This window comes from Oceanobacillus bengalensis (genome assembly GCF_003628445.1).
Lineage (GTDB): Bacteria > Bacillota > Bacilli > Bacillales > Amphibacillaceae > Oceanobacillus > Oceanobacillus bengalensis.
On record NZ_RBZO01000029.1, the window covers coordinates 1 to 16,639 of the forward strand.

Here is a 16,639-nt window from a genome sequence, read left to right on the forward strand (position 1 = left end):
TTAAACATGAATGGTCCTTCTTTTAGAATGAAAGAAACCGAAGAATGGATAAAAACAAGTGCTGATAAAGTGGCTCAAAATTAACTTGCGAAATGGCTCACTTTTCACTTGCGAAATACATGCTCGTTGTGCCTTCTTCTTCTTTAAGTCCTAAATAACCTCATTCTTAGGATTGCTTTACTTATCAATAGTACTAGCCTTTGTGGCATGAGTTGGAGCAATGATAGCAACCATCAAAATTTGATTTACCTGTATCGTTTTTTGCCTTTTGGATAGCAGAACTACAATCATTCTTGTAACCAATGTATACACGGTTTTGGCTTTTTGGGAGATAAGAACAGCTATCTTTATGGACTTCGTGATTTCCATTTTTATCAGTATTTTTATTGTAGTAATAATCGTTGTACACCTAAATCACCCCCTTAATAGTCAATATCCGGCAAGGAGGTACAAAGTCCTGCGTAATCTAAAAGAAATTAGGAAAAAAAGGACAGGGAAAATCTACTATAAGGAATAATCTGATATACTAGAAAACAAAGTATAATACTGTTTGCTCAAAATCAAAATAGGAGCTGAAGGCCATGGAATTTGATTTCTTTAATGGGTTTAAGATGGGATTGGAGATACTCTGGTCTATGTTAACGGCTGAACCCCTTTTATTAATCGGGATAATAGTTATTATTGGCGGTTTTCTAATAGCTGCATTAATCGTTAATATAATAAGGGAACAAAGGCTGAAGAAGTCAGGTATTTTAGAAGTTGATAATATGTCAGGGAGGAAGTTTGAAGAATATCTTCAAGCTTTGTTGAAAGCAAAAGGCTATAAAGCACAATTAACACCAACGACTGGAGATTATGGGGCAGATCTAATATTATCAACAAATAGTAAGAAAATTATTGTTCAAGCAAAGAGATATAAGAAGAATGTTGGAATAAAAGCAGTACAAGAAATAGCTTCAGCGAAAAGCCATTATAAGGCGGATGAATGCTGGGTAATTACAAATAGCTTCTTTACAGAGCAAGCAAGAAAATTGGCAAATTCAAACCAGGTAAAATTGATTGATCGTAAGCAGTTAATGAATTGGATGTTACAGGAGAATAAAGGGGCGTAAAGGTAGGGCGGTGAAGGTTAATAAAGCGAGGGGACGGTTCTCCTGCTTCCTGCTTCTTCTTTAGAATTGGTATGCGGGGAAGTGCTGCATAGAAGTCTTCAGGAACGATGTATTTTATTTTCAGTTAATTTAATAAGGACGGATGATATTATAGGTTTGCAAAAGATAAGAAAGCTACTATAGAGAAGATATTTATAGATTTCATGAGAGGTGCTTTGCTAGTAAAGAAATTTTGTAATGCTAGACATTCAAGTTTTTTGTACACACAAAAAAGAAACACTTGTTCTTATTTTAGTGTTCTGTTATACTATATGTAGAAATACTCCTCAAGTAAGTCCTCACATACCATAAAGGATGTGTTAACATGCCACTAAAAGCTCTCATTAAAGAAAAACCTATCATGTATAATTTCCAAACCAGAGTAATGGAAGATTCCGACGGCTACAATTCAAAGTCACAAAAGAGGTATGGAAAAACGTCTTTACTCAAACGAATACCACTGCATAAGTTAATGGATTTGAAAGTAGATTATGCTTTCAAACAATTTTTTGGGAATGAAAAGAATAAAGATATTACAGTTGTATTTTTGAATGCGATTTTACAAAGAAATGACCGTAATCGCATTAGAGATATCTCCTTTTCTAACACGGAAGCTGGTGGAGAGTATGTAGGCGATAAGCAGTCACGGTTAGATCTATTAGTCATTACAGATTCTGGAGAACGTATTAATGTAGAGATACAGTTTACCAATAAATATAGTATGATTAAGCGTTCTATATACTATTGGTCTGGCATATATCGCAATCCATTAAGAAAGAGTATGAGCTACAAAGAGTTATCCCCTGTCATCTCAATTAACATGATGAATTTTAATTTATTTAATCAAACGGAGCTTTTTCATACATCGTATCATTTGTACGAAGATGAGGAAAAATTTAAATTAACAGATGTAATGGAATTTCACTTTATAGAAATGCCGAAGTTAATAAAGGCATGGAAAGTGGAAAAACTTAATCCATGGAATGACATTTTAGCTAGATGGTTATTAATGCTTGGGATGGTCGATCACAGAAATGATGAGGTCTATGAAGATATTTATGAAGAATTGGAGGAAATCGCCATGAAAGACGAAACACTAAGAAATGCTTTTCGAAACTGGGAAGAGCTAAGTATGACTCATGAAGAATTTCTAGCTTATGAATCACGTTTAAAACATATTATGGACGAGGAGTCTGCGCAACGTGAGGCGGAACTTCGATTAAAGGAAGAAACAGAAAAAGCAATAAAAAGAGGGCTAGAACAAGGGCTTGAACAAGGACTAGAAAAGGGACTAGAAAAGGGACTAGAGCAAGGACTAGAACAAGGTTTAGAACAAGGTTTAGAGCAAGGGAAAAGAGAAGGAAAGAAAATTGGGGAGGAAAATGCAAAGGAAGCAATTGCTCGAAAGCTTTTAGATAAGGGTATGACAATCGAATCGGTTGCTGAACTTACAAATGTAAGCGAAAGCAGGATTATTGAAATCCAGAATGATATAGAAAAATAAGTGGAAGTTAGAATTAGGGCGGGATTTGATGGGACCTATCCTAATTCTTTTGCTTTCTCGATATACAATTCGTAAATATTATAGAGTTTGTTAAGTTTAATTACTTTTTCCTGGCAACATAAAATACTACCAATAAACCTTAGTCTAACAAGCTTTTATCCGTTTTGTCAGAATTTGTCGTACGATTTGCCAAAATTGAATTTTAGACAGGTAAAACTCAAGAAATACACGTTTTTTAGGGATTTTTAAAGAAAAAACGGGGGTTTTTCTGTAGAACCGTGTCGATTGAATTGCCAAAATTGAAAAACGGAAATTAGCCAAATTTATGCGTTTTATGGTATTAATAAATCATAAGAACTAACTGCAGGTTAGTTTCTAGGTTAAAAGGGATAGGTAAAATTTACTTCATGCCTAAAAAAGGTAAATATCCCTTTCCTTCCTCGTAAGTGCCCCATTTAAGAGAGTAGACTATCCCCGGTCTGTTCTCTTGCTTTTTTTTAATTTGGGATGGTTCTCTTGTATCCTTATTCTCCGGGAAAGTGATTGAAACATTTATATATTTTCTCCGCAGTCCGTCTATTAGTAACTACTAAAATCAAGCCATCATTGTTACATTTTCTTTCCATAGTAATCTATCCAGACTCCAATATACCAGTAATCTTCGCTCAGGTAATTCCTCTTTTTAAATATAAATACATACCTCCAATACCATCAACAGCGTTCAAAATCTTCCCCCCGATTTAAGACTATTAACGAGGTGATCCCTTCATGCCACGACAAGCTAGAGTGAAAAGTAGAAGTGGTGTATATCATGTAATGCTTAGAGGTGCAAATAAGCAGGAAATTTTTCACGATGATGAAGATTGTATAAGATTTCTCGATACAATTGAAAGGTACAAAATAAAATCACAAATGCAAGTTTTTGCATGGTGCTTAATGAATAATCATGTGCACCTGTTGTTAAAAGAAGGGAACGAGGATATTTCGATTACTATGAAGCGGATTGGGGTAAGCTTCGTTTCCTATTATAACCAAAAGTACAATACAGTAGGGCATTTGTTTCAGGATAGATTTCGAAGTGAAAATGTGGAATCAAGACGGTATTTGTTAACCGTTGTGCGATACATTCACCAAAATCCAGTGAAAGCTGGAATAGTGAATAAAGTTGATGCATGGCGGTGGAGTAGCTGCCCAACCTATTATAGTGAGTCACCTGTTTCTGATAGATTATTGGATCGTGCGTTTGTTTTAAGCCTTTTTTCAACAAATCTAAAGGTTGCGATGGCAGAGTTTAAAGTTTTTAATGAAAAGAAAAATGATGATGATTGCCTAGATGACAAAGTGAATGAACGAAGAAGGCTGACAGATGAAGAGGCCAGGCTTGAAATTATACAATTGCTTGGGGGCCTAGACATTGCACAGGTAAAAGCACTTCCAAGGTTAAATAGAAACAATGTGCTGCGAAAAGTAAAAGCAGTTGAAGGTATATCTAATCGCCAAGCAGCGAGAATACTAGGGGTTTCCCCTAACCTCATATTTAAAGCGTGAGAGCGGGAAGCAAGGGGACGGTTCTCTTGCTTCCTTTATTGATAAAATTTCTTTAATACCTCCCCCCCTCACAATTTTGTCGAAAACCGAACATTGCCTGGCACCTCTTTGTACCAAAACCTCATATTTCCTGGGGAATATCGACAATTTCCTGGGTAATTAATTCTTCTCTGTACGACAATTATTTTTGAAGGTATGATAGAACTGGAGGGTTGATAGAATGGAAACTATTATTTTTGATGTGGATGATACATTATACGATCAAGCATTAACGTTTAAAAATACATGTAAGAAAATCTTAAAAGAATCGTTGACGGAGAAAGAATTGGATGCTCTTTACATTGCTAATCGCAAGTATAGTGATGCGTTATTTGATGAAAAAGTAGCTGGACTGTTGTCAGAGCGGGAAATGCATATTCGTCGTATTAAAGATGCATGTGCTGAGTTTGGTATTGTAATCAATGATAAAGAGGCAATGGACTTCCAGGAGGCGTACGTTGTCGAACAAAATAAAATTGTGCTATTTGATGAGGTTGAAGAGCTATTGGAATTATTGTACAAAGAAGGTAAGCAGCTTGCTATTCTAACAAATGGTGCACAAGGTCATCAATCGATGAAAATAAAGCAGTTACGGTTAGAGAGATGGATTCCAAAGGAAAATATCTTTATTTCCGGAGCAGTTGGTCATACAAAACCATCAATTGAAGTTTTTCAAATCATCGAAAACAAATTAGGGTTAGATAAGACAAAGACTGTTTATGTAGGTGATTCATTTGCGAATGATATTGTAGGTGCAAAGCAAGCTGGATGGCATGCTATTTGGATGAACCATCGTAGAAGGGGAAAACTTGAGAATAGTGTTGAGCCGGATAAGGTGGTTTATAGTGCGAAGGAATTGCTAGACAACTTTAAAAAGTAAGTTATTGCTGATTGATGTTATGAATAAAAAAGTATGTGCAAACTTCTATTTTGCAATGTAAGTTAAGAGAAGGGGATGAATCCTAGCATCATCCCCAAATCTTCATTTCCCAGCCTCATTTTCCAATTCGTCAAGAGATTTAACTTTGCCGTGTGGTTTTTGTGCGTTTTTTTGACCTCTCCATTGGCGCTCTTGTCGACTTTTTGGTTTAGACATACGCTTTACTCCTTTTCTTCATGTTTATCCTTTATTTTTATTCGCTCTTAAATCTTTTGCTTTTTGTTTATGTTCCCTATTTGCAGCCGCACTTCCAAACTCCTTTGAAAACTCCGAATAGGCCTGACTAGAATCAAATCCTTGTTTATTCTTTTGTTGCGGATCATTCTTCTTTGTACGCTTAGCCATGAAATTCCCTCCTTTACAGCTTTAGTATGAGAAATTATTAATGAAATATGCGCAAATTAGAGGTGTCTGTTACTTGTTGTATAGGAGGAATAGGCTAAGAAAATTTCTCCTATTATGCAGATGTTATGGATAGAAGTAGTTGGATACGCTTGAAGTTTAGAAAGTACATGATAATTTTGTTGTTGTTAGATAAGATAGGTTAATGAGGTGATTCATGCTGAGAAGATTTATGTGGAATCACTTAGAGTGGATATTTTTCACATGAATGGTATCTATGACCACATATTTTAAATGAAGAGAAAGAAGAAGCAGGAGAACCGTCCCCATGCTTCTTGGGTTTAGATGGGAAATCTTACACCGAACATAAGGATTATCTAGGGTATTTGGAAGAACAAGGGATAACGGAAGAATTCTTAAGTTTGAAATTAGTGGGTTTTGAGGAAGTAGATGGCGGCTATAACGTTACAACAAGGGAAGATTACAATATATATTACGGAGATGAAACCGGGAAATATAAAGCCTTTGAATCTGAGTTTTTTGTAACATTATTAGATGACGGATTAACGGTACATACTTTGCTTGATACAACAGAATTAGATAGTGAAGATTTGTAAAAAGAAAAGAGGAACAAGTGGAATGAATCTGCTTGTTCCTTCTTTTCTTTTTTGCTTTCATAAATTTATTTAGAATTCCTTGAAGGAGAACGGTGTCCAGACATCGCGGATTTTAGTGAAGAAGAAGCAGGAGAACCGTCCCCATGCTTCACGCTAAGTATAATTTCTGACAAAATCAATAAAAGAACAACCCAAATACCAAATTGAAGTATAATCGATTGAATCATAGTAAATTGAGAACTTGTTAGGTGAATCAAGGATGTAAATGTATAAAACATCGCAAAGGTAAATACCCTGCTCCACTGTGAAACATCATAAATCAACATTCCCTTTTTTAATCCATATGTTACGATTCGTTTATAAATCCTACAAAGTTCCAGGCATTCAACGATAAGGAAGACAACTAATGTAAAAATCCAAAGAAGCATCAATACCTTTTCAGGCGCAATTCCTGATACGATACATACGAGTCCTGAAATAGATAAAGCGCCATGTAAAATACAATTGGTATTATTCCAATCCGTTTCAATAGCCCATTGGTTTGTAACGTATCGTCTTATAATAAACGTAGCACTGATGAGATAAAAGCCTAAACCAATAAATAGTAAGCTAATTGTAATCATTTTTGGGATTTCCCCAAAAACCGTATGAAGCATTAAAATAATTGATTGCGTGCTAACGGTTGTTAATAGAAATATGCCATTTGAATTTTTCATTAAATGATTATGATGAATTTCAAAAAATGCTTTTATACAAATGATGATGTAAAAAATCCAAAACATCACATTTAAGCAGCAAAGCACCTTGGCTATAATTCCCCACTCAGTGAAATGCTTGGAAACTAGAATCCCGCAAATAGAGGATGCAGCAACCCATGTTCCAATTCCAAATCGATTAACGGCATTTCTTACATGCAGCTCCCTAAACCTACCATTAAAATAGGAAAGAACGATGGAAAAAATAAAGCTAATCCATATTGCAAGAATGATAGTAGGAATAATTTTGGCAAAAGCGCTTTGAAAAAAAGAAGGACCAAGAAAATTAGATACGACCCCTTGCATCGAAATCCCTAATGCCATCACAACTGCCATTCCTGATGTCTTAATGAGAACGTTTCGTTTTATGATATAAATGCTAAAACAAGCACAAAGGAATAAAAGAAAGGAAAAATATAACAAAAATATCACCCTGTGAATCATTATACCACTTGTCAGGTATCTATAACGTGCAAATTTTGCCTGAGTGTTTGAGCAGCAGAAGGAAATGAAGCAATGGATGTGGTAGTTCTTTCAGCGCATTATGATGTTGAGACGGAAGTGGAAATAAAAGTGATGACGATTATTATGATGATGCTTATGGAGAGGAGATTGCAATGTAATGCTTATGCCGAGGATGATTTCGATATGGAATATCCAAGCGATAGTGACTGGGATCCATTTTGCCCCCTATACAAATCCTGGTACAGTTATCGTTATTGAAACGTATTATCATGGTTTAAATGATTAACCGAACAGTGAAAGGCACTGTTCGGTTTTGTTAAATTCCAACAAAACTCGACAAGTAATAGGCACCTGAATGAGCCATCGCGGATTTTAGTGAAGAGGAAGCAGGAGAACCGTCCCCATGCTTCCTCCCCATGCTTCCCTTACTCACGTCCCCAGCATTCAACGCCTTCTTCTGATTCAAGGACGTCTCTATGAAATACGGGGTCTTTTCCAGCTTTTCGTTGTTTTCGGTAATCGTCAAGCACACGTTTTGCGATGGAGAAGAGTCGTGTGATGGCATATAGGTTAATTAATGCCATGATCGCCATCGTTAAGTCTGCTAAGGCCCAGATAAAATCAAACGAGACGAGTGTTCCGAAGATAACCATTGCTACTACGGCTAAGCGATAGATGAATAAAGCCGTTTTGCTTTCCTTTACATAAGCAATATTGCTTTCTCCATAATAGTAATTCCCAACAATAGAACTAAAAGCAAATAGGAAAATTGCGATTGCAATAAAGCTACCAGCCCAATCACCGATAAGAGTCGATACAGCGCTTTGTGTGATTTGGATTCCATCTGCATCACTTCCAGCAAACCCACCAGCAGCTAAAATAATGAATCCAGTGGCACTACAGATGAGAAGTGTATCGAAAAACACACCAAGTGCTTGTACAAGACCTTGCTTAGCTGGATGAGAGACATCTGCTGTTGCGGCTGCATTCGGTGCTGACCCCATCCCTGCTTCATTGGAGAAGAGGCCACGTTTTATTCCCATCATAATTGCTGCTCCAAATCCGCCTCCAGCAACTTGTTCGAAACCAAATGCATTTGCAAAAATAAGGGATAACATATCAGGAATCATCGTTATATTCATAGCCAAGATTACGAGTGCAAGAATAATATAGAGGATTGCCATGACAGGAACGATGACCTGTGAAACCTTTGCAATACTTTTTAGACCACCAAAAATTACTACTGCAACAAGGATAGCCAAAATAATGGCCATAACATTCGTGTTTACTTCGAACTGATCGGTAAATGCAAGACTGATGGTATTCGACTGCACCGAATTAAACACGAGTCCGTAAGTAAATGTAATCGTGATAGCAAATACAATGCCGAGCGAGCGGCTTTTTAGTCCTTTTTCGATGTAGTAAGCAGGTCCACCTCGAAATTGATTGCCATCTTTAACCTTATAAACCTGTGCAAGCGTGCTTTCAACAAATCCAGATGCGGCACCTAATATGGCGATTAGCCACATCCAAAACAATGCACCAGGCCCACCAAGAGCAACTGCTGAAGCAACACCAGCAAGGTTTCCGGTCCCTACCCTTGATGCAGCACTAATTGCAAACGCTTGGAATGAACTTGTCCCTTTTTTCTCTTTCCCATTCCCTGTAAAGGCACGTTTGTCGGTAATTACGTGAAACATTTCTCTAATAGAAAATTGGACAAATCCTGAACGAATCGTAAAATAGATTCCTAAACCGATTAATACAATAATAAGTAAGTATGACCATAAAATATCATTAAAAAAGGAAACAATATTTTCAATAAAATCCACGATGCATTCACTCCTTTGATATTCTGTCTTAGTATGGATGATTTAAGGAAATTCACTCTTATTTTTAATTTGTGCTTCCTTTTGTAAGTGCTGTGTGGCTTCTTAGAACGATGTTGACATTTGTCGGAAAAAATAGAAACAGGCACCGTATGATTTTACATCAATTTCCACTAAAAATACTAGTGAAAAGCTTCATTTAATGGTATAATGAATGTTGCGATGAGCTGATTTGTGTAAGTCGAGGGACAATGCAATACATGTGCATGTGAACCACATGGTCCTTCGCCACAAATTTCGTGGAAAAGCCGCCTATTCTTAGGCGGCTTTTCTTATGAATTAACGGTTATCCGTTATCAGTGTCGGTGCACCAAGGATTTTGTGAAAAGGAAGCAGGAGAACCGTCCCCCTTGACTAGCTCTTCGGATGATGTTAAGATAAACATGTAACGGGTTACACAATGTTCCACAGGTGGAGGTTGAGTGATTTGGCAATAACGATTAGAGATGTCGCGAAAGAAGCTGGCGTTTCCGTTGCGACAGTTTCACGGGTAATAAATGACAGCGGTTACGCACATGAAGATACGAGAAAAGTAGTATTAGAAGCTGTAAATAAATTGAATTATAAACCGAATGAGGTTGCTAGGTCACTTTTCAAACGAAAGTCTAAATTAATTGGCTTGATTCTGCCTGATATTACGAATCCATTTTTCCCAGCCTTAGCTAGAGGAGTGGAAGACTATCTCCAAAAGGAAGGCTATCGTGTAATCTTTGGGAATAGTGATGAACAGCTTGAAAAAGAAATGGATTACGTAGATACATTTAAGCAAAATAATGTCGTGGGCATTATTGCTTCTATAAATGAAACTGATTCCGAGATGCTTTCTGAGCTAAGTATTCCACTCGTTCTATTGGACCGAACGATAGAGGCATTACCATCTGTTTATGCTGATCAAGAGCAAGGTGGGAGATTAGCCGCAGAAAAGGTTTTGGAGCGAGGAAGTAAGGAAATTACGATTGTTAGAGGTCCGAAAAATGTGAAGAATGTATACCAACGTTTTGAGGCATCGTATGAAGTGCTGAAGGAAGCAGGGGTAAAAGTAAATATTCTTGATTCCAATTTATCCTTCAATGGTGCAAAAGAACGTGCAATCGAATTGTTTCAAAAATATCCGCAAACAGATGGTGTTCTTGCCTGTAATGATATTGTTGGTGTTGCGATTTTAAATGAAGCACAGCGAATTGGAAAGAGAATACCTGAGGATGTGCAAGTCATTGGTTTTGACGATATTTCCATTAGTGAACTTGTTTACCCGGGGTTGTCGACCATTCATCAGCCAGCATATGAAATGGGTGCCAAAGCTGCTGAAATATTAATTAAAAAAATAAATCAAGAAAAATTGTTAAACATACATTATAAGCTAGCGGTTAGTTTTGTAGAAAGAAAGTCAACACGAAAGATAGGAAAATAGCGTGGTGAAGGTTGTAGTAATTCGGAAGTTCCTCTATAGATTTGGTGTTTGTCCGTTAACGTTTGGTTTTAAGGCGAATTCGATTAAAATTCGACAAGCGACAGGGCGGGGCCTAAAAGAGGAAGCAGAAGAACCGTCCCCATGCTTCACGAAAGGTAGGAGAGTATTATGGTGAAAGTTGTAGTTGTGGGTAGTTGTTCGATGGATTTGGTGGTTACTGCTAGTAAGCGACCGGTAGCGGGAGAAACAATATTGGGAGAGGATTTCCAAACGGTTCCAGGTGGTAAAGGAGCGAATCAAGCAGTAGCGGCAGCGCGACTTGGAGCAGAAGTTTCCATGATTGGCTGTGTTGGTGATGATGCATTTGGCGGAGAAATATTGGCGAATTTGAAAAAAAATGGTGTTTCTGTGGAAAATGTGGAACCCGTTACAGGTATCGCATCTGGGACGGCTCACATCACGCTTGCTGAAGGAGACAACAGTATTATTTTTGTAAAAGGGGCGAATGATCATGTTACCCCGAGCTATGTAGAAAAGGCTGCATCAACGATGAAAGCAGCAGATATTATTTTAATTCAGCAGGAGGTACCTGGAGAAACCATCGAATATGTTGCAGATTTTTGCGATCGTTTTAATAAAAAATGGTTGTTGAATCCAGCGCCAGCTCGTGAAATCAGTAGAGAAGTAATCGATTCAGCAACCTACCTCACTCCGAATGAGCATGAGTTCGCAGTGATGTTTAAAGAAGAAAATCGTGGAGAAGTGTTAGCGCAGTTTCCGAATAAATTATTGATCACAGAAGGAAAAAATGGTGTTCGATATTTCAATGGTACAGGTGAAGAAGTTGTTCCTTCTTATGTTGTTAAGCCAGTGGACACGACAGGTGCTGGGGATACCTTTAATGCAGCTTTTGCAGTAGCGGTAGCAGAAGGGAAAACGATAAAAGAAGCGCTACAATTTGCAAATCGAGCAGCAAGCCTTTCCATTACAAAATTTGGTGCACAGGGTGGCATGCCAACAAGAGATGAAGTGGAAAGGAGTATTGCCGAATGAAGAAGCATGGAATGTTAAACAGTGAGATTGCAAAAGTGCTGGCAGATTTAGGACATACAGACACGATTGTAATTGGTGACGCAGGACTTCCGATTCCAGATGGTGTGAAGAAAATTGATCTGGCATTAAAGCCAGGGACACCATCCTTCGGGGAGGTAGTCCAAGCGGTTTCTGATGATATGGTTGTTGAAAAGGTAATCCTTGCAGAAGAAATTGCTGAACATAACGTAAGCCAGCAAGCATTTATGAAACAGCATTTTAATGAGGAAATAATCGAATATACGACACATGAAAAATTGAAAGAAATGACAAAAAACGCAAAGGCAATTATTCGAACAGGGGAGATTACGCCTTATTCGAATTGTATTTTACAGTCTGGGGTCTTTTTCTAATAAGAGGATGTTCAACAAGAAGAAGAGGTGACTAAGATGCACATTACAATGGAAAATATTCACAAAGCATTTGGCGCAAATAAGGTTTTAGAAGGGGTTGATTTTACACTAGAGCCTGGAGAAGTTCATGCACTGATGGGTGAAAATGGTGCAGGGAAATCTACGTTAATGAACATTTTAACTGGGCTTTTTCCTCAGAATGAAGGAAAGATAACGATTGATGGGAAGCAGATCCAGTTTAAAGACTCGAAAGAAGCAGAAAGAGCAGGTCTTGCATTTATTCGTCAGGAATTAAATATTTGGCCACAAATGACCGTTCTTGAAAATTTGTTTATCGGTAGAGAAAAAAGAAATGCTTTCGGTGTTTTAAAAGAGAAGGAAATGAAAACGCTAGCAGAAGCTATTTTCAGTCGTTTAGACATTTCTATTCCATTAGATAAAGAAGCAGGTGCATGTTCGGTTGGGGAGCAGCAAATGATTGAGATTGCAAAAGCGCTAATGCTTGATGCAGAAGTAATCATTATGGATGAACCAACGGCAGCATTGACGGACAGAGAAATTGAAAAGCTATTCAAAATCATGAAGGAATTGACAGCAAGCGGTGTTTCCCTTGTTTACATTTCACATCGAATGGAAGAGATTTTTGCAATATGTGATCGTATTACCGTGATGCGTGATGGTGTGTCGGTTGCTACATCCTTTATCAAAGATACGAATTTTGACGAAATTGTAAAACAAATGGTCGGACGTGAATTGGAAGATAGATATCCAGCTCGTAATCCGAAGTATGGCGAAGTAGTCATGGAAGTAAGTGGTTTAACGAGAAAGGGAGTTTTCGAGGATATCAGTTTTTCCGTTAAAGAAGGTGAAATCCTTGGTGTCTCTGGGTTAATGGGTGCAGGACGTACGGAAATCATGCGGGCGATATTCGGTTTGGATGGCTTTGACAGTGGTGAAGTAAAAATTGGTGGCAAGCCTATTTCCATTAAGAATCCAGCATGTGCTGCAAACGAGGGACTGGCATTTATTACTGAAGACCGGAAAGATGAGGGACTTGTTCTTGATTTCTCTATCCGTGAGAATATCGCTTTGACCAATTTGAAGAGTTTCTCACCAAATGGCATTGTCAAAAATAAAGATGAGACAGCTTTTGTTAAGTTAATGGTTGAACGCTTGAAAATAAAAACAGAGTCACAGGAAACACCGGCTGGTAACTTATCTGGTGGGAACCAGCAAAAAGTTGTTATTGCAAAATGGGTTGGTACGTCACCGAAAGTATTAATTATGGACGAGCCAACAAGAGGGATAGACGTTGGTGCGAAGCGTGAGATTTATAATTTGATGAATGAACTTACAGAACGTGGACTTGCAATCATTATGGTTTCATCTGACCTTCCTGAAGTGCTCGGGATGAGTGATCGGATTTTAGTCATACACGAAGGAAAAGTCTCTGGCGAATTAAGAAGCGAAGAAGCAACACAAGAAAAAATCATGACATTTGCTACAGGGGGTAATTAAGATGAAAACAGGAAAACTAACAGCACTATGGGGTAAATTTGTTCCCCTGTTGGCTCTAATTGGTTTAATCGTAGTCGTGACAGTATTAAATCCAGCGTTTATTGATCCAGCTAATATAATGAATCTATTGCGCCAAATCTCGATAAATGGATTGATTGCATTTGGGATGACTTTCGTTATTTTAACAGGCGGAATTGACTTGTCTGTTGGATCGATTCTAGCATTAACAAGTGCACTTGCAGCAGGCATGATGGTATCTGGTGTTGATCCGATCATCGCTGTAATTATTGGTGTAATCCTTGGTGCTGTGTTCGGTGCATTCAATGGTTTGCTAATTGCGAAAGGTAAAATGGCGCCTTTTATTGTAACACTTGCTACGATGACGATTTTTAGAGGGTTAACACTTGTTTATACAGAGGGTAAGCCAATAACAGGTCTTGGTGATTCTTATGCTTTTCAATTGTTTGGTAAAGGGTACTTTCTAGGAATTCCAGTACCAGCAGTAACGATGGTTATTGCATTTGCTGCATTATGGTTTTTGCTTCATAAAATGTCATTTGGACGTAAAACCTATGCATTAGGTGGCAATGAAAAAGCAGCACTTATTTCTGGGATTAAGGTTGATCGAGTAAAAGTGATGATTTATTCCATTAGTGGGATGATGGCAGCATTGGCTGGTATGATTCTTACTTCTCGTTTAAATTCTGCACAGCCAACTGCAGGTCAGGCATATGAAATGGATGCCATTGCAGCAGTTGTTCTTGGTGGGACAAGCCTTGCAGGTGGGAAAGGCCGTATCGCTGGAACATTTATTGGTGTTTTAATCATTGGTATTTTAAATAATGGGATGAACTTACTCGGAATTTCATCTTTCTATCAACAAGTTGTAAAAGGTGTCGTTATCTTGATTGCTGTATTACTTGATCGAAAGAAATCGTAAAGGGGTGGACAAAATGAAAAAAGTATTAACAATGGCAATCCTTTCTTTGATCGTCTTTTTAGGTGCTTGTTCAATGGAGAGCCCATTTGTAAATAATGATTCTGAAAGTGATGGCAAGGTTAAAATAGGGCTGAGTATTTCTACGTTAAATAATCCATTCTTTGTATCGCTTCGTGACGCAATCGTAGAGGATGCCGAATCGAAGGGAATGGAAATTGTTGTTGTGAATGCACAGGATGATGCAGCAACAGAAATTAGTGGTATTGAAGATTTAATTCAGCAAGGTGTCGATATCTTATTAATTAATCCGACTGATTCTGCAGCAGTATCTTCTGCCGTACAATCAGCAAATAATGCAGAAATTCCAGTCATTACGATTGATCGATCAGCAGATAAAGGAGAAGTGGAAACACTCATTACTTCGGATAACGTAGCCGGTGGTGAGATGGCAGCTAACTTCATCATTGAAACTGTTGGTGAAGGGGCGAAGGTTGCTGAAATCGAAGGGATTGCAGGCGCTTCCGCAACGCGAGAACGTGGAGAAGGATTCCATAATATAGCTGACGAGAGCCTTGATATTGTTGCAAGCCAGCCAGCTGATTTTGACCGGACGAAGGGTTTAACGGTTATGGAAAATACCTTGCAAGGTAGCGGTGATATTCAGGCAGTATTTGCCCATAATGATGAAATGGCCCTCGGTGCAATTGAAGCAATTAAAGCAGCTGGGAAAGACATTATTGTTGTAGGCTTTGATGGAGTGGAGGATGCACTTAATTCAGTTGAAGCAGGTGACTTAACTGCAACGATTGCTCAACAACCAGGCTTAATGGGACAAGAAGCAGTATCAGCAGTAGAACGGGTGCTTAATGGTGAAGAATTAGAGGAGCTCATTAAGGTGCCATTGGAATTAGTTCAATAAGGTGCCTGTCACTCCTCGAATTTTGTCGAAAAGGGAGTAGAACTGTCCGATTAGATTAACTAACATTCAGTGGTGATAAGAAGAACACCCCCACTGAATGAAGTTTCACTTTATTACAGGTGATCAATACATAGGTAATAGAGATGAGTGAACTAAAATTCGTCTCTATTACCTTTTCACATTTTGCGGAATAGCCATTAATTTTTATATCATTCATGTAAAAAAATTCTATCCTGTATGATCTGATCAAATGGTATAAATGATTTGCTATTTCGATATTTTCCAGGTGAAACGCCTATGGCTGAGCGGAATACCTTACTGAAATAATTCCCATTGGAGTAGCCGACTCTTCGCGAGATTTCCTCAATGGTTACATCATTGTTTCTTAGTAGTTCAATAGACTTCTCGATTCTAATTTTAGTGACATAGTTTAGTGGGGTAATATGTAATGTTTCGTGAAATAGTCTGGAAAAGTGGTATTTGGAGATACCAGCTTCTTCTACAATTTCATCCAGTGAAATTGGCTCCTGAAAGTTACGATGAATAAAATAGACTGCTTTTGTAATCGACTCTGGCCATTCTTTATTATTCTCTTCTTCCTTCTTTTTGTATAAATAGCGATGCAGCTCCATTAAAAAGGTATAGGCATAAGAAGAAACTTCATATGCATCATGAATTTCATTATGTACTGCTTTTGTATAAAGATTGAAAATAAGTTGAATTGGACTTGTGTCTTCGTCCATCCTGAGAATATTCCCGTAGGATTTTGTGATTTCTTCAAAATTTCGTCTTACTTCCTCACCATATAATGTGATATGAACAAACTCCCATCCATCACTATCTTCAGGTAAATAATAGCGATGATTACTTGGAATATTTACAAAGAAAGCCTCCCCAGGTTTCAAGCGAATCTTGTCGTCATTGATTATAATCTCACCTTCACCTTTTATCGTATATTGAAAAATAACTTTTCCTGTTTCCCACCGTTTTCGTCCATCCCAATCATAATCTGTACTATTTCGTATTTCCCAACCTAATGTATGGATACCGGCAATGCGTTCCTGCATCTCGCCGGGAAACTTAAAAAAATAAGTTCGATAGTCATTACAAGTTAGCAATATTTTACCCTTCTTTCTATTTATCTTACCATTGAAAC

General features: G+C 37.8%; 17 protein-coding genes. 12 read left to right on the plus strand and 5 right to left on the minus strand.

Features of this window, described 5'->3' with window-relative positions; genetic code table 11:
- Positions 1–581: 581 nt before the first annotated feature.
- The 4 genes from D8M05_RS15670 (at position 582) to D8M05_RS15685 (ending at position 5,122) form a co-directional block, all read left to right on the plus strand.
- Positions 582–1,112, plus strand: coding sequence for a restriction endonuclease (locus tag D8M05_RS15670; protein WP_245985429.1), 531 nt, complete (start codon positions 582–584; stop codon positions 1,110–1,112).
- A gap of 364 nt (positions 1,113–1,476) precedes the next feature.
- The gene (locus D8M05_RS15675) at positions 1,477–2,655 is read left to right on the plus strand and encodes an Rpn family recombination-promoting nuclease/putative transposase (protein WP_245985432.1); all 1,179 of its coding nucleotides are present in this window, start codon (positions 1,477–1,479) and stop codon (positions 2,653–2,655) included.
- A 768-nt stretch (positions 2,656–3,423) separates the two neighbouring features.
- On the plus strand, positions 3,424–4,203 hold the full coding sequence (locus tag D8M05_RS15680; protein ID WP_121133473.1) for an REP-associated tyrosine transposase: 780 nt from the start codon (positions 3,424–3,426) through the stop codon (positions 4,201–4,203).
- Between the two features lie 220 nt (positions 4,204–4,423).
- Positions 4,424–5,122 (plus strand): HAD family hydrolase, encoded by a 699-nt coding sequence (locus tag D8M05_RS15685; RefSeq protein WP_121133475.1) that lies wholly within the window; start codon positions 4,424–4,426, stop codon positions 5,120–5,122.
- Between the two features lie 102 nt (positions 5,123–5,224).
- Here D8M05_RS15685 and D8M05_RS20415 read toward each other — a convergent pair whose 3' ends face one another.
- A complete protein-coding gene (locus tag D8M05_RS20415; RefSeq protein WP_220667593.1) occupies positions 5,225–5,338 on the minus strand; it encodes a DUF6254 family protein in 114 nt (37 codons plus the stop codon).
- A 24-nt stretch (positions 5,339–5,362) separates the two neighbouring features.
- Positions 5,363–5,527, minus strand: coding sequence for a hypothetical protein (locus D8M05_RS20270; protein WP_183072825.1), 165 nt, complete (start codon positions 5,525–5,527; stop codon positions 5,363–5,365).
- A gap of 332 nt (positions 5,528–5,859) precedes the next feature.
- Here D8M05_RS20270 and D8M05_RS15690 point away from each other — a divergent pair, with 332 nt between their 5' ends.
- Entirely contained in the window at positions 5,860–6,141 is a 282-nt protein-coding gene (locus D8M05_RS15690) for a TcaA NTF2-like domain-containing protein (protein WP_121133477.1), read from the plus strand.
- A gap of 65 nt (positions 6,142–6,206) precedes the next feature.
- Here D8M05_RS15690 and D8M05_RS15695 read toward each other — a convergent pair whose 3' ends face one another.
- Positions 6,207–7,223 carry a TDT family transporter gene (locus D8M05_RS15695; RefSeq protein ID WP_183072827.1) on the minus strand — a complete coding sequence of 339 codons (1,017 nt, stop codon included), beginning with the start codon at positions 7,221–7,223 and terminating at the stop codon, positions 6,207–6,209.
- Positions 7,224–7,412: 189 nt separating this feature from the next.
- Here D8M05_RS15695 and D8M05_RS15700 point away from each other — a divergent pair, with 189 nt between their 5' ends.
- Positions 7,413–7,619, plus strand: coding sequence for a hypothetical protein (locus D8M05_RS15700; RefSeq protein WP_121133481.1), 207 nt, complete (start codon positions 7,413–7,415; stop codon positions 7,617–7,619).
- Positions 7,620–7,786: 167 nt separating this feature from the next.
- Here the strand turns inward: D8M05_RS15700 and D8M05_RS15705 are convergent, their stop codons facing one another.
- Positions 7,787–9,193 (minus strand): alanine/glycine:cation symporter family protein, encoded by a 1,407-nt coding sequence (locus D8M05_RS15705; RefSeq protein ID WP_121133483.1) that lies wholly within the window; start codon positions 9,191–9,193, stop codon positions 7,787–7,789.
- A gap of 484 nt (positions 9,194–9,677) precedes the next feature.
- Here D8M05_RS15705 and D8M05_RS15710 point away from each other — a divergent pair, with 484 nt between their 5' ends.
- From D8M05_RS15710 to rbsB, 6 genes are all read left to right on the plus strand, one after another.
- On the plus strand, positions 9,678–10,661 hold the full coding sequence (locus tag D8M05_RS15710; RefSeq protein WP_245985434.1) for a LacI family DNA-binding transcriptional regulator: 984 nt from the start codon (positions 9,678–9,680) through the stop codon (positions 10,659–10,661).
- Between the two features lie 168 nt (positions 10,662–10,829).
- On the plus strand, positions 10,830–11,714 hold the full coding sequence (gene rbsK, locus D8M05_RS15715) for a ribokinase (protein ID WP_121133486.1): 885 nt from the start codon (positions 10,830–10,832) through the stop codon (positions 11,712–11,714).
- Complete coding sequence (rbsD, locus tag D8M05_RS15720; protein WP_121133488.1) at positions 11,711–12,106, plus strand: D-ribose pyranase; 396 nt, start codon at positions 11,711–11,713, stop codon at positions 12,104–12,106. Before rbsK ends, rbsD begins: the two co-directional genes overlap by 4 nt.
- Positions 12,107–12,142: 36 nt before the next feature.
- A complete protein-coding gene (locus D8M05_RS15725) occupies positions 12,143–13,624 on the plus strand; it encodes a sugar ABC transporter ATP-binding protein (RefSeq protein WP_121133490.1) in 1,482 nt (493 codons plus the stop codon).
- A 1-nt stretch (position 13,625) separates the two neighbouring features.
- Positions 13,626–14,564, plus strand: a complete 939-nt coding sequence (locus D8M05_RS15730) for an ABC transporter permease subunit (RefSeq protein ID WP_121133492.1) — start codon at positions 13,626–13,628, stop codon at positions 14,562–14,564.
- A gap of 13 nt (positions 14,565–14,577) precedes the next feature.
- Entirely contained in the window at positions 14,578–15,483 is a 906-nt protein-coding gene (gene rbsB, locus D8M05_RS15735) for a ribose ABC transporter substrate-binding protein RbsB (protein ID WP_121133494.1), read from the plus strand.
- A 209-nt stretch (positions 15,484–15,692) separates the two neighbouring features.
- On the opposite strand, the gene D8M05_RS15740 is transcribed toward rbsB, so the two are convergent.
- On the minus strand, positions 15,693–16,550 hold the full coding sequence (locus D8M05_RS15740; RefSeq protein WP_147405189.1) for an AraC family transcriptional regulator: 858 nt from the start codon (positions 16,548–16,550) through the stop codon (positions 15,693–15,695).
- Between the last annotated feature and the right edge of the window lie 89 nt (positions 16,551–16,639).

Excerpts from the sequence above, each read along its gene's own strand:
- D8M05_RS15670 (WP_245985429.1), top strand. The coding sequence starts at position 582 with ATGGAATTTGATTTCTTTAATGGGTTTAAGATGGGATTGGAGATACTC.
- D8M05_RS15675 (WP_245985432.1), top strand. The coding sequence starts at position 1,477 with ATGCCACTAAAAGCTCTCATTAAAGAAAAACCTATCATGTATAATTTC.
- D8M05_RS15680 (WP_121133473.1), top strand. The coding sequence starts at position 3,424 with ATGCCACGACAAGCTAGAGTGAAAAGTAGAAGTGGTGTATATCATGTA.
- D8M05_RS15685 (WP_121133475.1), top strand. The coding sequence starts at position 4,424 with ATGGAAACTATTATTTTTGATGTGGATGATACATTATACGATCAAGCA.
- D8M05_RS20415 (WP_220667593.1), bottom strand. The coding sequence starts at position 5,338 with ATGTCTAAACCAAAAAGTCGACAAGAGCGCCAATGGAGAGGTCAAAAA.
- D8M05_RS20270 (WP_183072825.1), bottom strand. The coding sequence starts at position 5,527 with ATGGCTAAGCGTACAAAGAAGAATGATCCGCAACAAAAGAATAAACAA.
- D8M05_RS15700 (WP_121133481.1), top strand. The coding sequence starts at position 7,413 with ATGGATGTGGTAGTTCTTTCAGCGCATTATGATGTTGAGACGGAAGTG.
- rbsK (WP_121133486.1), top strand. The coding sequence starts at position 10,830 with ATGGTGAAAGTTGTAGTTGTGGGTAGTTGTTCGATGGATTTGGTGGTT.
- rbsD (WP_121133488.1), top strand. The coding sequence starts at position 11,711 with ATGAAGAAGCATGGAATGTTAAACAGTGAGATTGCAAAAGTGCTGGCA.
- D8M05_RS15725 (WP_121133490.1), top strand. The coding sequence starts at position 12,143 with ATGCACATTACAATGGAAAATATTCACAAAGCATTTGGCGCAAATAAG.
- D8M05_RS15730 (WP_121133492.1), top strand. The coding sequence starts at position 13,626 with ATGAAAACAGGAAAACTAACAGCACTATGGGGTAAATTTGTTCCCCTG.
- rbsB (WP_121133494.1), top strand. The coding sequence starts at position 14,578 with ATGAAAAAAGTATTAACAATGGCAATCCTTTCTTTGATCGTCTTTTTA.
- D8M05_RS15740 (WP_147405189.1), bottom strand. The coding sequence starts at position 16,550 with ATGCAGGAACGCATTGCCGGTATCCATACATTAGGTTGGGAAATACGA.